The organism is Clostridium sp. CM028 (genome assembly GCF_030585565.1).
Classification (GTDB): Bacteria; Bacillota; Clostridia; order Clostridiales; family Clostridiaceae; genus Clostridium_AD; species Clostridium_AD estertheticum_B.
The window spans coordinates 906,925-921,744 of record NZ_CP077766.1 but is presented as its reverse complement, the minus strand read 5'-3'; the positions used below and the strand labels follow the sequence as shown (position 1 = coordinate 921,744).

General features: G+C 35.4%; 15 protein-coding genes and 2 rRNA genes. 13 read left to right on the top strand and 4 right to left on the bottom strand.

The features are described 5' to 3' along the window. Positions 1-232 precede the first annotated feature (232 nt). The 7 genes from KTC94_RS04420 to KTC94_RS04390 all read left to right on the top strand — a co-directional run bounded on the left by KTC94_RS04420 (position 233) and on the right by KTC94_RS04390 (position 7,133). Positions 233-3,170: ribosomal RNA gene (locus tag KTC94_RS04420) — 23S ribosomal RNA — on the top strand. A gap of 116 nt (positions 3,171-3,286) precedes the next feature. Next, positions 3,287-3,403 (top strand): 5S ribosomal RNA (gene rrf, locus KTC94_RS04415). 139 nt (positions 3,404-3,542) lie between these two features. Continuing rightward, complete coding sequence (locus KTC94_RS04410) at positions 3,543-4,250, top strand: carbonate dehydratase (protein ID WP_216304565.1); 708 nt, start codon at positions 3,543-3,545, stop codon at positions 4,248-4,250. A gap of 220 nt (positions 4,251-4,470) precedes the next feature. Beyond that, on the top strand, positions 4,471-4,833 hold the full coding sequence (locus tag KTC94_RS04405) for a GntR family transcriptional regulator (RefSeq protein ID WP_216304564.1): 363 nt from the start codon (positions 4,471-4,473) through the stop codon (positions 4,831-4,833). Between the two features lies 1 nt (position 4,834). Next, a complete protein-coding gene (locus KTC94_RS04400) occupies positions 4,835-5,710 on the top strand; it encodes an ABC transporter ATP-binding protein (RefSeq protein WP_220287851.1) in 876 nt (291 codons plus the stop codon). Continuing rightward, a complete protein-coding gene (locus tag KTC94_RS04395) occupies positions 5,710-6,444 on the top strand; it encodes a hypothetical protein (protein WP_220287853.1) in 735 nt (244 codons plus the stop codon). Before KTC94_RS04400 ends, KTC94_RS04395 begins: the two co-directional genes overlap by 1 nt. Positions 6,445-6,491: 47 nt before the next feature. Continuing rightward, positions 6,492-7,133: a cyclase family protein gene (locus tag KTC94_RS04390; RefSeq protein ID WP_220287855.1), complete on the top strand. Its 642-nt coding sequence runs from the start codon at positions 6,492-6,494 to the stop codon at positions 7,131-7,133. Positions 7,134-7,193: 60 nt separating this feature from the next. On the opposite strand, the gene KTC94_RS04385 is transcribed toward KTC94_RS04390, so the two are convergent. Beyond that, positions 7,194-7,562 carry a GHKL domain-containing protein gene (locus KTC94_RS04385; protein WP_304518693.1) on the bottom strand — a complete coding sequence of 123 codons (369 nt, stop codon included), beginning with the start codon at positions 7,560-7,562 and terminating at the stop codon, positions 7,194-7,196. Between the two features lie 471 nt (positions 7,563-8,033). Between KTC94_RS04385 and KTC94_RS04380 the strand changes: the two genes are divergently transcribed. The 6 genes from KTC94_RS04380 to KTC94_RS04355 are packed head-to-tail and all read left to right on the top strand — an operon-like array spanning position 8,034 to position 11,210. Further along, positions 8,034-8,240, top strand: coding sequence for a DUF1657 domain-containing protein (locus KTC94_RS04380; RefSeq protein WP_216304559.1), 207 nt, complete (start codon positions 8,034-8,036; stop codon positions 8,238-8,240). Between the two features lie 13 nt (positions 8,241-8,253). Next, positions 8,254-9,114, top strand: coding sequence for a DUF421 domain-containing protein (locus KTC94_RS04375; RefSeq protein WP_220287836.1), 861 nt, complete (start codon positions 8,254-8,256; stop codon positions 9,112-9,114). A gap of 11 nt (positions 9,115-9,125) precedes the next feature. Next, positions 9,126-9,605 carry a stage V sporulation protein AC gene (spoVAC, locus tag KTC94_RS04370; RefSeq protein WP_220320553.1) on the top strand — a complete coding sequence of 160 codons (480 nt, stop codon included), beginning with the start codon at positions 9,126-9,128 and terminating at the stop codon, positions 9,603-9,605. Next, positions 9,606-10,607 carry a stage V sporulation protein AD gene (gene spoVAD, locus KTC94_RS04365; RefSeq protein ID WP_220287833.1) on the top strand — a complete coding sequence of 334 codons (1,002 nt, stop codon included), beginning with the start codon at positions 9,606-9,608 and terminating at the stop codon, positions 10,605-10,607. It abuts the gene before it with no gap. 21 nt (positions 10,608-10,628) lie between these two features. Then, positions 10,629-10,982, top strand: a complete 354-nt coding sequence (spoVAE, locus tag KTC94_RS04360) for a stage V sporulation protein AE (protein WP_216304555.1) — start codon at positions 10,629-10,631, stop codon at positions 10,980-10,982. A gap of 27 nt (positions 10,983-11,009) precedes the next feature. Beyond that, positions 11,010-11,210 (top strand): DUF1657 domain-containing protein, encoded by a 201-nt coding sequence (locus KTC94_RS04355; RefSeq protein WP_165414803.1) that lies wholly within the window; start codon positions 11,010-11,012, stop codon positions 11,208-11,210. A 502-nt stretch (positions 11,211-11,712) separates the two neighbouring features. Here the strand turns inward: KTC94_RS04355 and glpT are convergent. The 3 genes from glpT to KTC94_RS04340 all read right to left on the bottom strand — a co-directional run bounded on the left by glpT (position 11,713) and on the right by KTC94_RS04340 (position 14,814). Then, the gene (glpT, locus tag KTC94_RS04350; RefSeq protein ID WP_216304554.1) at positions 11,713-13,059 is read right to left on the bottom strand and encodes a glycerol-3-phosphate transporter; all 1,347 of its coding nucleotides are present in this window, start codon (positions 13,057-13,059) and stop codon (positions 11,713-11,715) included. Between the two features lie 123 nt (positions 13,060-13,182). After that, complete coding sequence (locus KTC94_RS04345) at positions 13,183-13,548, bottom strand: DUF1667 domain-containing protein (RefSeq protein WP_220287838.1); 366 nt, start codon at positions 13,546-13,548, stop codon at positions 13,183-13,185. A 6-nt stretch (positions 13,549-13,554) separates the two neighbouring features. Continuing rightward, positions 13,555-14,814: an NAD(P)/FAD-dependent oxidoreductase gene (locus KTC94_RS04340; RefSeq protein WP_304518689.1), complete on the bottom strand. Its 1,260-nt coding sequence runs from the start codon at positions 14,812-14,814 to the stop codon at positions 13,555-13,557. Between the last annotated feature and the right edge of the window lie 6 nt (positions 14,815-14,820).

Sequence of the window (14,820 nt, the reverse complement as noted above, 5' to 3'; positions counted from 1 at the left end):
AAAATATCTATTGTAATTAATCGTACCTAGTTCTCTGTTTAATTTTGAGAGACTAATTTTATCTAACTCTTAGGAGTTAGATAATGAATAGTTTTTCTTAAAATGTTCTTTGAAAATTGCACAGTGAAAAAAGTTGTTTTAAAAAAATTAAAACTACGCAAGTAGTTTATAAATTAATTTAATACAATTTCGCAAAATTAATATAACCGTCTATGTAAATAGACAGAATCAAGGTCAAGCTACAAAGGGCGCATGGCGAATGCCTTGGCACTAGGAGCCGAAGAAGGACGCGTTAAGCTGCGATAAGCTTTGGGTAGGCGCAAATAGCCTGTGATCCAAAGATTTCCGAATGGGGGAACCCACATAGTAACAACTATGTACTGCATACTGAATAAATAGGTATGCAGAGGTAGACCCGGGGAACTGAAACATCTAAGTACCCGGAGGAAGAGAAAGAAACATCGATTTCCTAAGTAGCGGCGAGCGAAAGGGAAAGAGCCCAAACCCAGGTCTTTGATCTGGGGGTTGAGGATAGATCATAAATACTGCAATTCCTTAATTGAAGATAGCTGGAAAGCTGCTCCGCAGAAGGTAATAGGCCTGTAAATGAAAAGGAAAAACAGTCAGATCTAATCCAGAGTACCACGAGACACGTGAAACCTTGTGGGAAGCTGGGAGGACCACCTCCCAAGGCTAAATACTACCTAGTGACCGATAGTGAAGAAGTACCGTGAGGGAAAGGTGAAAAGAACCCCGGAAGGGGAGTGAAATAGAACCTGAAACCGTGTGCCTACAACCGGTCGAAGCACTTTATATGTGTGACGGCGTGCTTTTTGTAGAACGAGCCAACGAGTTACGATATGTAGCAAGGTTAAGTACTTAAGGTACGGAGCCGAAGGGAAACCAAGTCTGAATAGGGCGCATAGTTGCATGTCGTAGACCCGAAACCGGGTGACCTATCCATGGCCAGGATGAAGCGGAAGTAAAATTCCGTGGAGGTCCGAACCACGTTGGTGTTGAAAAACCATGGGATGAGCTGTGGATAGCGGAGAAATTCCAATCGAACTCGGAGATAGCTGGTTCTCCTCGAAATAGCTTTAGGGCTAGCGTCGATTAATTGAGTAATGGAGGTAGAGCACTGAATGGGCTAGGGGCTGACAACAGTTACTGAACCCTATCAAACTCCGAATGCCATATACTTTTATTTCGGCAGTCAGACTGCGAATGATAAGATCCGTAGTCAAAAGGGAAACAGCCCAGACCATCAGCTAAGGTCCCAAAGTGTAAGTTAAGTGGAAAAGGATGTGGGATTTCTAAGACAACTAGGATGTTGGCTCAGAAGCAGCCACTCATTTAAAGAGTGCGTAATAGCTCACTAGTCAAGAGATCCTGCGCCGAAGATGTCCGGGGCTAAAACTTACCACCGAAGCTATGGGTGTACACAATTGTGTACGCGGTAGAGGAGCTTTCTGTACTGGCTGAAGTCATACCGTAAGGAGTGGTGGACGGTACAGAAGTGAGAATGTTGGCATGAGTAGCGAGAGTTAAGTGAGAATCTTAACGGTCGAAAACCTAAGGTTTCCTGAGGAAGGCTCGTCCTCTCAGGGTTAGTCGGGACCTAAGCCGAGGCCGAAAGGCGTAGGTGATGGACAATCGGTTGATATTCCGATACCACCAATGGACGTTATTAGAAATGGGATGACGCAGGAGGATAAGATGTGCACACTATTGGATGTGTGTCTAAGCATTTAGGCGGAGCAGACAGGCAAATCCGTTTGCTCTTAACGCTGAGATGTGATGGGGAAGGGAATTTATTCCTGAAGTATCTGATTCCACGCTGCCAAGAAAAGTCTCTATCGAGGATATTGGTGCCCGTACCGCAAACCGACACAGGTAGGTGAGGAGAGAATCCTAAGACCATCGGAAGAATTGTTGTTAAGGAACTCGGCAAATTGACCCCGTAACTTCGGGAGAAGGGGTGCCTACGTAAGTAGGTCGCAGAGAATAGGCCCAAGCAACTGTTTAGCAAAAACACAGGTCTCTGCTAAAGCGAAAGCTGATGTATAGGGGCTGACGCCTGCCCGGTGCTGGAAGGTTAAGGGGATTAGTTAGTCGGGAATTCGTTCCCGCCGAAGCTATGAACTTAAGCCCCAGTAAACGGCGGCCGTAACTATAACGGTCCTAAGGTAGCGAAATTCCTTGTCGGGTAAGTTCCGACCCGCACGAATGGCGTAATGATTTGGGCACTGTCTCAACAACACATCCGGCGAAATTGTAGTGCAAGTGAAGATGCTTGCTACCCGCGATTGGACGGAAAGACCCCGTAGAGCTTTACTGTAGCTTAGCATTGAATTTCGGTATTGTCTGTACAGGATAGGTGGGAGACTGAGAAACATGGGCGTCAGCCTGTGTGGAGTCATCCTTGGGATACCACCCTGACAGTACTGAGGTTCTAACTGGAGGCCATGAATCTGGTCACAGGACATTGTTAGGTGGGCAGTTTGACTGGGGCGGTCGCCTCCAAAAAAGTAACGGAGGCGCCCAAAGGTTCCCTCAGCGCGGTTGGAAATCGCGCGAAGAGTGCAAAGGCAGAAGGGAGCCTGACTGCGACACTTACAAGTGGAGCAGGGACGAAAGTCGGGCTTAGTGATCCGGTGGTACCTCGTGGGAGGGCCATCGCTCAACGGATAAAAGCTACCTCGGGGATAACAGGCTGATCTCCCCCAAGAGTCCACATCGACGGGGAGGTTTGGCACCTCGATGTCGGCTCGTCGCATCCTGGGGCTGAAGTAGGTCCCAAGGGTTGGGCTGTTCGCCCATTAAAGCGGCACGCGAGCTGGGTTCAGAACGTCGTGAGACAGTTCGGTCCCTATCCGTCGCGGGCGTAGGAAATTTGAAGGGAGCTGTCCTTAGTACGAGAGGACCGGGATGGACAAACCTCTGGTGCACCAGTTGTCACGCCAGTGGCATCGCTGGGTAGCTATGTTTGGAAGGGATAAACGCTGAAAGCATCTAAGCGTGAAGCCCACCCTGAGATGAGATTTCCCATAATGCGTGTTTTTAACACAAGTTAGTAAGACTCCTGGAAGACCACCAGGTTGATAGGTTAGAGGTGTAAGCATGGTAACATGTTCAGCTGACTAATACTAATAAGTCGAGGGCTTGACCTAAATAAATAATTAAAAGTAATGCGATATACTTCTTTCGTAAGAAAGAAGCGAGGCTTTGAGCGTGAGCGAAAAGACTAATTCACTGTGCAATTTTCAGAGAATATTTATATTCTCAATCTGGTGATTATGGCATGAAGGTAACACCCGTTCCCATACCGAACACGAAGGTTAAGCTTCAATGCGCCGATGGTACTGCAGGGGTGACCTTGTGGAAGAGTAGGTTGTCGCCAGGTAAGAAAAAAACACTAAGTTATAAACTTAGTGTTTTTTATTTGGTTAAAATAAATATATCTAATTACATCATAAAATACTTTATCACAATTATTCTAAAGGATACGTATAATATAGTATCAAATATTTAGGAGAAATATTATGAGTAAATATAAAATTGTTAGATATAATCCTGTAGGCCCAACTAATGTATATTCATATTTTGTTAGTAGTAATCCACCTACGTCTTTTAATCCTATTAGTATGTATCCCAGTATTGATAAAACTGCTTTCATAGGCCCTTTCGCGAGCATTATAGGCGATGTAAGAATCGACGCAAAAGTATTAATTGGATGTAATACAACTCTTAGAGCGGATGAAGGAACACCATTTTATATTGGAACTAAAACTAATATTCAAGATGGAGTAATATTACATGGGTTGAAAAACATGAAAGTCTCTGTAAATAAAAAAGAATATTCTATTTATATAGGAAATGAAGTTAGTATTGCTCATGGAGCTTTAGTTCATGGTCCATGTATTATTGGAAATAATACTTTTGTTGGATTTAACGCTATTGTTTTTAATTCTATTGTGGAAGATAGCTGTTACATTGATTTGGCAGCTGTTGTTACAGATGGGGTAAGAATTCCTGCTAATAGATATGTTCCTGCTGGTGCCATAATAAATACTCAAGAAAAAGCCAATGCTCTAGCAATGGTATCACAAAGTAATGAGGATTTCGCTAAAGGAGTAGCTAAATCAAATATCGAACTTTCACAAGCTTATTCTCTACAATTTGGTGATACTAGATGTAGTTGTGGTATTTGCTGTAATAGTGATACTTTTAAGAATTTAGAAAATGAATAATACATAAAAGACACAATAATACAAAACTGTATTGTTGTGTCTTTTATGTATTATTAGCAAAACAAATTATATTCGTAATTTATTAATATCCCCGGGGATCTTCTAAGTGAGCTTATTAGTTTCAACCTAAAATAAACCAATTTACTATTGACAATGGAGTCATTTGGTTATATAGTTAGTTACATAAGTAATTAACTAAGTAAGTGAAGAAGGTGATAATATGAAATTAGATTTTAATAATGAGCTACCTATATATATGCAGATTGCTAAAGCTATTGAGAACAATGTTCTTAAGGGGGTATTTGAGGAAGAAACTGCAATTCCATCTACAACAGAAATATCTGTTAAGTATAAAATAAATCCAGCTACAGTAGCAAAAGGATTTAATCTACTTGTAGATGAAGGCATTATATATAAAAAAAGGGGCGTTGGTATGTTTGTTGTAACTGGAAGTAAAGAAAAGTTAATGAAAAAAAGAAAAGAAAATTTTTATGAAAGCTATATATTAGTCTTAATAGAGGAAGCTAAAAAATTAGATATTTCAAGTACTGATATTATTAAAATGATTGATGGGGGGATTTAATATGGGCACAATAAAGGTTTTAAATGCAAGTAAGAAATATGGGGATACCTTTGCATTAGATAATATTACATTAACATTAGAAGAAAATAAAATTTATGGATTATTAGGAAGAAATGGTGCAGGTAAGACAACTCTTTTAAACGTTATAAACAAAAGAATTTTCTTGAATGAGGGGACTATTTCTATAGATAATAATAGCTCGCCCTCGGATGGAAATGGTCTAGGGAAAATTCATTTTATGACAGAGCAAAACTTATATCCACAGTCTATGAAAGTAAAAGAGCTATTTAATTGGACTAAAGAATTTTATCCAAACTTTGATAGGTCTTATGCATTAGAGCTTTGTAAAAAGTTTGAACTAAATATAAATAAAAGGATTAAGGAACTTTCAACTGGGTATTCCTCCATATGTAAAATTATAAATACCATGGCATCAGGTGCCGAAATATTAATGTTCGACGAGCCAGTTTTAGGATTAGATGCTAATCATAGAGAGATGTTTTATAAAGAACTTATGGAAAGTTATATAGAAAATCCTAAGACTATTGTATTATCTACTCATATTATAGAAGAAGTTGCACAATTAATAGAGCGGGTAGTTATTATTAAAGATGGGAAATTAATTAAGGACGAAAGTGTAGAAGAACTATTAAAAGGGTGCTACTGCGTTTCTGGATTAAATAAAAATATAGATGCTTATATTGAAGATAAAAATTGTGTAAGTGTAGATGGAATAGCATCTTTTAAATCAGCTATTATAATAGGAAAAAATGCAGATGATGAAAAAAGGCAACAGAAAAAGCTAGATTTAGAAGTTTCAAAGGTTGAACTACAAAAACTATTTATTAATTTGACTACTGACGGGAGGGTAAAATAATGACAAGTTTTAAACTTGCTAAATACAATATTAAAAGCAGCCTAAAACCAATAATAATTTATTACACTATTTTCATAGGTGCATTAACATGTATAGAAATGACAAACAAATTTTCAAATGGAGGAAGTGGTTATACAAAAGGATTAGAATTTTCATCTGTAGTATTTTTATTTGTGATAGGGTTAAACTTTTTTAAAGAAAATTTTCATTTTGCCCAAGCTAATAATATTACTAGGGTAGATTATTTTAAAGCTGCAGCAATAGCTATTTTATCAATAGGACTCGCTATGTCAATATTGGATGTCATAATAAATAGAGTGTATAATATATTTATGGTAAGTCCAACAATGTATGATATGGTCTATAACGAGTCTTATCGTGTAGGTACAGTATGGATACAAAGCAATAGCATGCAAACACTATTTGGGACAGTTATATTTTTATTTGCTGGTTACATTGTAGCGTTTGCAATAGGATTATTAATAACTATGATATATTATAAGTGTAATAAAATAATGAAAATTTTAGTTTCTTTAATACCTATTACTATATATGGAAGAGCTTCATGCAATAATCCTAACCTTGGAGAAAAGGAAATGATTTTTATTGATAAGATACTTGGGATAAGCACGAGAAACTCTTATATGGCTGTATTAACATTCATATGTTTATTTATAATAACAATGGTTTTTGTTTATTTGCTTGTTAGAAAAGCTGTGGTTAAAAGAGTTTAACAGCTTCGAAGCTGATTTAACGACATAGATATTATGGGAGGGCTATTATGAAAGTCACTGATCTAACACATATTATTTGTTCCGACATGCCAGTTTTTCCAGGAACTGAGAAACCGATTTTTGAAAAGTCAAATACTTTGGAAAAGGATGGGTTTCAAGAGGCTAAAATCACTATGCACTCACATACAGGCACACATATAGATGCACCTGCACATATGCTCAGTGATGGTCCTTATTTAAATGATTTAGATATAGAACATTTTATTGGAAATGCTACTATTCTTGATTTTTCAAATAAAAATATGAAACTAATAGATGTTGATAGCCTAAGGTCCTATGAGGAAAAGATAAAAAATGTTGAGTTCATTATAATAAAAACAGGATGGAGTAAATACTGGGGTTATAAAAAATACTTTGAGGATTTTCCTTCTTTAAGTGAAGAATCAGCCAATTGGTTGTCGAAATTTAATTTAAAGGGTATTGGTATTGATGCAATTTCAATTGATGATATAAACTCAACCACATTTGCAGTTCATAAAATATTAATGCCAAAGAACATTATAATTATTGAGAACCTAGTGAATTTAGATTCCATCAGCAGTGAGTATTTTATCTTAAGTATTATGCCACTTAAAAATAAAAATGCTGATGGTTCACCAGTCAGAGCTATTTCCATAGAAGATATGTAACAAAATTAACTTCTATGACTCTACATAACTCAGCTACTTGCTTTGATTTTTTTTGAAAACTTACTCCCCCCTAATAATTTGTTTGAACAATATTTTAAAAACAGTATAATTGTCTTCAAAGAATAGCTGAACATCACTGCCTTTTTTTTCAGCTATTTCTTTTATATTGTAAAGTCCATATCCTCTATTAACCCCTTCTTTAGTAGAAAGACCTCTTTCAAATATTTGTTCTATATTATCAAACTTTACTGTTATTCCGCTATTTTTAACTTCTACAATATTAGAATTTTCTTCTTCACATATATTTAATATAAAGACCTTATCCTTAGTACTATTTATGACAGCTTGAAAAGCATTGTCCAATAGATTATTTAGCATATCTGAAATTTCATAATCATTTAGACTATTTTCTAGTGTATTATTGGCCACATTAAATAAGAATTTTATATTTAATCTATTCGCTTCACATAATTTATTGTAGATTATAGCTTTAACAATAATATTATCTATATATATATAATATCTTCTATAATATTATTTGAATATTTTAGAGACATAATATACTTGTTCAATTCATTTTTAACTTCTTTTTCACTTGTAATTTCTACTATTGCAGTTATGGTGTTTTAAAATTTTTAAAATCATGTTGTTTCCACCTTGTCTCTTCTACTATCTCAAATACCAATTGTTTTCATCTTTCAAAGAAAACTTTGGCCATAATAACATAAAGATAGTCAATTCAATAAAACTAAGTAATAATAAATAACTATTTAAAGTTTAATGAGTAAAATATTGAAGATAGGAGAAGATATATGAATAATAAAAAAGATAAAACTTTAATAAAAGCATGTTAGTTATACTGCGTGAGAAAAAGAATCGATAAGCATTAAGGAGGTCCATATGACTGTTGGCTCTAAGGTAAAGCAAACATTAGCCACTTTAAAAGGTTCTGAAGCTACTTTAAGATTATATTCATTGCAAGAACGAAATAAAGAAGCTAGGGCTATTTATACTGAGGCATTTGAAGAGATAGGTAAAATTAAAATAGATTTGGAAAAAAGAGTAGGCTCTATAGAGTTTCAGGAGCCTCAATACAAAGGTGACTAAGTGAGGTGAAATGATGAGTAATTGGTTAACAATATTATTCAACACGATAATTTTATATTTTTTAACACTGGTTTTAACAAGATTTATGAAAAAAAGAAACTTATTTAAGGTTACGCCTTTTGAGTTTATTTCTTATGTAATTATTGCTCTTATAGTTGCTTTAATTTCATTGGGTATAATTACGAATATTTATTTTGGACTAACTGCACTAGCTGTTTGGGTACTGATGCCTATTATCTTAGATTATTCCTCCATGAAAAGTAAATGGATTTACAATGTAATAAATGGAAAAGAAAGGGTATTAATTAAAAATGGTAAAATTATGGAAGATAATCTAGCTAAAGAAAGGATGACTGGGCAAGAGTTTCTACAAGAATTACGTTCAAAAAAAGCATTTGATTTAGCCGATGTTGAATTTGCCGTTATGGAAACAACAGGAGATATCAATGTTAGTTTAAAAGCTGATAAAAAGCCTGTTACTTCATATGATTTAGGAATAAAAGTTGCGTCTAAGGCTGAATCACAAACAGTTATTTTAGACGGGAATATGTTAAATGAAGGTCTTACCAATATTGGATTGAGTAAAGGGTGGCTTAAGACTGAGTTAGAAAACAAAGGAGTAGCAATTGAGAATGTTTTTATTGGTCAAGTAGATTCTTCTGGAGATTTATATCTGGATCTTTTTGATGATTTGATTCAAGTCCCAAAATCACAAATTAAAGAAATGCTATATGCCAGTATTCAAAAAAGTCAGGCGGACCTTATGTCCTTTGCTTTAGAAACAGAAACTGAAGAAGCAAAATCTATGTACTTAAAAAATGCTGAAAATCTAGAAAAGGTTATGAAAAAAATAAAACCATATTTATTACGTTAGAGGGTGAAATAATGTCTAATATGAAAAAGAAAAAACTAACGCCAACTCAACTGCAATATGGTGAAGTGGTGAAAAGCATAGAACCTAAAAGACCTATTTTTAAAAATTGTATTAAAGCATTCCTTGTAGGTGGTATCATATGCACCATTGGTCAATGCTTACAGGTGTTCTTTATCACCTACTTTAATTTTAATGAAAAAACAGCAGTTAGTCCGACTTCAGTAGTTTTAATCTTTGTTTCAGCGTTACTTACTGGACTTGGGATTTACGACCGCATTGGCCAATGGGCTGGAGCTGGATCTGCTGTTCCAATTACAGGTTTTGCTAATTCGATAGCTTCTGCTGCAATTGAGCATAGAAGCGAAGGATATGTACTTGGAGTCGCTGGAAATATGTTTAGGCTTGCTGGAGCAATCATTGTTTATGGAGTTTTTTCTGCTTTTGTGGTTGCTACGATAAAAATCACAATAAAATGGTTGGGAGTGATGTAGATGCTTAAAGGACATCAATCATGGATTTTCAATTCTAAACCTACAATATTAGGTTCTGCGGCAGTTGGTGGTCCTTTTGAAGGTAATGGGGCCTTAGCTGATGACTTTGATATAATTCATGAAGATTTATGGATTGGACAGGATAGTTATGAAAAGGCGGAAAGAGTTCTTCTTGAACATGCTTGTGAAAGAGCGATAAAGAAATCAAGTATAAAAAAAGAAGATATAAATTTTTTTATAAGTGGAGACTTGATGAATCAGATTACTTCCAGTAGTTTTACTGCGCGAACATTAGGGATACCTTTTTTAGGAATTTTTGGCGCTTGTTCTAGTTCCATGGAAGGGTTAGCCATGGCCGCTCAATTGATAGAAAGTAAGTCAGCTAAATATGTTATAGCATCTGCAAGTAGCCATAATGCGGCTGCAGAAAAACAATATAGATATCCTACAGAGTATGGTGGACAAAAACCACCTACTGCCCAATGGACAGTAACGGGGGCTGGAGCTGCGGTGCTTGGCAAAGAAGGATTTGGACCTAAGATTACTTCGACTACAATAGGAAGAGTAATAGATATGGGAATTTCAGATCCATTTAACATGGGGGCAGCTATGGCACCCGCGGCTGTAGATACAATTGAAGCACACTTTAGAGATTTAAATGTTGATGCCTCCTATTATGACCTTATTGCTACTGGTGATTTAGGCAAGGTAGGGCATAAACTCGCTATTAGTTTATTAAAAAGCCATGGTATAGAAATGCCATCAGATATATTTACAGACTGTGGACTTTTAATATATAAAAAGGACCAACCAGTTTTTTCTGGAGGTAGTGGCTGTGGCTGTTCTGCTACTGTAACTTATGGGCATTTTCTTAACCGTATGCGAAGAGGGGAATTAAAGAGAATATTAATAGTTGCAACTGGTGCTCTAATGTCTCCAATATCCTATCAACAAAAGGAAAGCATACCTTGCATTGCTCATGCAGTTTCTATTGAAATGTAAAAAAGAGGTGTGAGTTTATTTATGGAAAAATTTATTTATGCATTTGTAATAGGCGGTCTAATTTGCGTTATTGGCCAACTTATAATGGATATTTTAAAGATTACGCCTGCACATACTACGTGTACACTAGTTGTAATTGGAGCAATTTTAGGAGGACTAGGTTTATATGATCCTTTAGTAAAACTTGCCGGTGCAGGGGCATTTGTACCTATAAGCAGCTTTGGAAATACTCTAGTAACAGGGGCTCTAATTGATGCTGAAAAAACAGGATTTATAGGGATATTTACTGGCATTTTCAAGACAGGAAGTTCGGGGATTTCTGCTGCGATAGTTTTTGGATTTATTGGCGCTATACTATTTAAACCCAAAGGTTAAATACATATTTGAAGGGAGGTGAAAACTATGACTGTAGGAACTCAAATGCAACAAGCAATTGCAGGAATGCAAAGTGCTTCTGCTACAATGAAGACTTTTTCTCTAGAAACAGAGGATCAACAAGCAAAAAATGATTTTACACAAATCGCAGAGCAACTTGATTCTGCAATGGACATTTTAAAGGGAAGACAGAAATATATTCAAAAACAAGAGCCTCAATATAAATAGTGTTAATTCTTATATTTACAATATAAAAAGAAGTTCTGAACTCAGATTTTGTATTGAAATTAACCGAATGGTGAAAACATAAAAACTTTAAATTAAATATATTTAGTTTTAGATATTTTTATGCATAAAATGGCAGTGACTGTTAATATAATTATAAAGAACATATCTACATCCTTAAGGATATTTGTTCCTCATTTAGTCCTCCACATTATTATAAGAAAAGTTATTATCTATAGAGATAATAACTTTTCGTCTTTTATTAAATAAATTTTACTTTCATACCCTTATGGAAAATTGCCTATTTCGACATGAGTATGGTATTCGCATTTTGTTAATGCAAGATTACATAACAAAAGACTGCATTTAATTTAACTGATGTCAGTTTAATCAAATGCAGTCTTAATTGCATAATACAAGAAATAAATTAAATCAATAGTTTTTTTATGTAAGATTTAATTTTATTTGCTATTGCTCAAATGTTTATAGCCAAGCAATATTAATTTTAAACCGCCGTAATATCTTCAGATTCTGGTTTTGACCTATCATGTACGTTCCAAGTAAGAGATAGAAATACAATAGCAAGTACAGCAGAAATCATAAGAAGCATGAATCCCCCATCCCAGTTGTATTTATCTACAATCATTCCTAGTACAATTTCAGCTGCAACTTGCCCACCAAGATATCCAAAGAGTCCTGTAAATCCAGCAGCAGTTCCAGCGGCTTTTTTAGGAACTAGATCTAAGGCACTTACTCCAATAAGCATAACCGGTCCATATATTAAGGCACCTATTAAAGCTAAGGTAATATTTATTGCTAAAATACTTGAAGATTGCCAATAAACGAACACACCAACCGTAACACCTACCATGCAAGCTACGCCTACTGGTGCACGACGACCATGGAATATTTTATCACTGATCCATCCGATGAGTATAGTGCCAGGAATTGCGGCATATTCAAATAAAGAAAATGCAAGCGCTGATTCTTTAATATTAAAACCCTTTACTTCTTGTAAGTATAATGGAGCCCAATTAATGACACCATATCGTACTAAATATACAAACACATTTGCAAGAGCAATAAACCATATATATTTATTATTGAGTACATATTTAAATAGTATTTCTTTTCCAGTCATTTCTTTTTCTCTATTTTCTACTTTTACAGCAGGGTAATCATTTTTATATTCTTCTATAGGAGGAAGTCCTACAGATTGAGGTGTATCTTTTGCAAAAACCATATACAAAGTTCCAATTACGATTGCAATAATACCTGGCAAATAGAAAATTCCTTTCCAGCCTCCGAACATATGAACACCAATAAGAGCAATGGTAGCTATAAATCCACCACCAACATTATGTGCGGTATTCCAAATAGACATTTTAACTCCACGTTCTTTATCAGAAAACCAGTGGGTCATGATTCTTCCACATGGTGGCCAACCCATACCTTGAACCCAACCATTCACAAGCATCAACATAAACATTATTGTAAGACTTGAGGTAATTGGGAAAAATAAATTTGTAATACCAGACAAAATTAAACCAATACCTAAAAAATACCTCGCATTGGATCGATCTGATACGTTACCCATAACAAATTTACTGACACCATAAGCCATTCCTAGCGCAGATGCAACAAAACCAAGTTGTGTTTTTGTAAAGCCCTCTTGAATGAGATACATCTTAGCTAATGAAAAGTTACTTCTAACAAAGTAATAACCCATATAACCAATATATATACTTATAAATACTTGTAAACGATATTTTTTGTAAGCTGGGTCAATTTTTTCTTTTGGTAATCTCTCGATAGGTGCAGCAGGTTTTAAAAAATTAAATAAATTCCACACGTTTTCATCATCCTTTCGTTTTTAATTTTATTAATAATCGGTTACTTGAATTTTATAGAAACACGGTATTACATTTATTAATACCGTGAATTTCCTCCATCTAACTGCCTTGAGTTAATACCACTATGCAGCTCCAATATCCTTAGTTGCTATAATATTTACGCCTGTGTCAAGTACGTTTTCTAGAACCACATCACCTATAGAAATAGGAGCTTTTACTATAACATTTTTTAATGCTCTTACGCAGTCATAAATCAGATCCTTTGGAATATCTCTCTCAGTTTTAACAGGAAGTATCTCATTTTCCCCACCTGAAACTAAAACAGAGGATGTAACGACTCTTGTTGGATTAGTGCATTCTTTCTTGCCGTAGGTTTCTCCAATCTTACAGGTATTTCCTTTAACGCTAATAACTTCTTTGCCCTCAAGCGCTACCACAAGAGCACAACCTATTGGACAGCCTATGCATGTTAATTCCCTTGTACTCATAGTTAACTACTCCTTTTCTACCTTTATGGTAATCTTTTTACAGTTACTATATTTATCAAAAACTGCTTTAGTTAATTTAACGCTTTCCATTTCGCCTGGTGTAAGAATCTTTTTCTTTAAATGCATTTCGCGCACATCATCAAAATAAACAGATATATAAGCAGATTTATGTACCTCACCAACCCTAAATCTAACATCTATTATGTTATCGATATTTTCAGGATTGATAGTACTTGGTACTGTATACCTAACTCCGTCTGTCGCGAAGATCTCAATACTCTTTCCGGCATGGTAAATTCCTTTTATATAATCAGAAGCATTTCTACCAGCAGTGTAGCTTTCAGTGGTTACATTATCTACTAAATCATGAACGTGAAGCACATTGCCACAGGTAAATATTCCAGAAATGCTCGTCTGCATGCTTTCATCTACCTCAGGACCCCCAGTAACTCTGGAAAGTTTAACATTAGCTTTTCTAGAAAGTTCATTTTCGGGTAGAAGGCCAACAGATAAAAGTAATGTATCACAAGCAATGTATTCCTCAGTACCCTTTATTGGTTTCCTATGGTCATCTACTTGAGCTATAGTAACTCCGCAAAGTCTATCATGCCCATGTATATTTGTTATAGTGTGGCTTAATTTTAAAGGAATATTAAAATCGTCTAAGCATTGTACAATATTTCTCTTAAGTCCACTTGAATGAGGCATTAGTTCTACACAAGCCTTTACATTTGCACCTTCGAGGGTCATTCGTCTTGCCATTATAAGTCCGATATCTCCAGAACCAAGTATTACTACTTCTTTTCCTGGCATTAGACCCTCAACATTAACATATTTTTGAGCTGTTCCAGCTGTATAAATACCTGCGCATCTTGCACCTGGTATGTTTAAAGCTCCTCTTGGTCTTTCTCTGCATCCCATTGCAAGTATAACTGCTTTTGCCTGGAGCTCCAATATACCATCTTCTGTATTTACAGCAGTAACTTGTTTACTATCATTTACATCTAGAACCATGGTATTTAACTTATACTCGATATTAAGTGCAATAACCTTGTCAATAAATCGTTGAGAATACTCAGGACCAGTAAGTTCTTCTTTAAATGTGTGAAGACCAAAACCATTATGAATACATTGATTGAGAATACCACCTAATTGATTATCTCTTTCTATAATTAAAATGCTGTTTATCCCTTGATCCTTTGCAGAAACTGCAGCTGCAAGGCCTGCTGGACCTCCACCAATTATGATTAAATCATATTCTTGCATATATAT

Bases quoted from the DNA above. Each gene is read 5' to 3' on its own strand.
- KTC94_RS04410 (WP_216304565.1), top strand. From the start codon at position 3,543: ATGAGTAAATATAAAATTGTTAGATATAATCCTGTAGGCCCAACTAAT.
- KTC94_RS04405 (WP_216304564.1), top strand. From the start codon at position 4,471: ATGAAATTAGATTTTAATAATGAGCTACCTATATATATGCAGATTGCT.
- KTC94_RS04400 (WP_220287851.1), top strand. From the start codon at position 4,835: ATGGGCACAATAAAGGTTTTAAATGCAAGTAAGAAATATGGGGATACC.
- KTC94_RS04395 (WP_220287853.1), top strand. From the start codon at position 5,710: ATGACAAGTTTTAAACTTGCTAAATACAATATTAAAAGCAGCCTAAAA.
- KTC94_RS04390 (WP_220287855.1), top strand. From the start codon at position 6,492: ATGAAAGTCACTGATCTAACACATATTATTTGTTCCGACATGCCAGTT.
- KTC94_RS04380 (WP_216304559.1), top strand. From the start codon at position 8,034: ATGACTGTTGGCTCTAAGGTAAAGCAAACATTAGCCACTTTAAAAGGT.
- KTC94_RS04375 (WP_220287836.1), top strand. From the start codon at position 8,254: ATGAGTAATTGGTTAACAATATTATTCAACACGATAATTTTATATTTT.
- spoVAC (WP_220320553.1), top strand. From the start codon at position 9,126: ATGTCTAATATGAAAAAGAAAAAACTAACGCCAACTCAACTGCAATAT.
- spoVAD (WP_220287833.1), top strand. From the start codon at position 9,606: ATGCTTAAAGGACATCAATCATGGATTTTCAATTCTAAACCTACAATA.
- spoVAE (WP_216304555.1), top strand. From the start codon at position 10,629: ATGGAAAAATTTATTTATGCATTTGTAATAGGCGGTCTAATTTGCGTT.
- KTC94_RS04355 (WP_165414803.1), top strand. From the start codon at position 11,010: ATGACTGTAGGAACTCAAATGCAACAAGCAATTGCAGGAATGCAAAGT.
- KTC94_RS04345 (WP_220287838.1), bottom strand. From the start codon at position 13,548: ATGAGTACAAGGGAATTAACATGCATAGGCTGTCCAATAGGTTGTGCT.
- KTC94_RS04340 (WP_304518689.1), bottom strand. From the start codon at position 14,814: ATGCAAGAATATGATTTAATCATAATTGGTGGAGGTCCAGCAGGCCTT.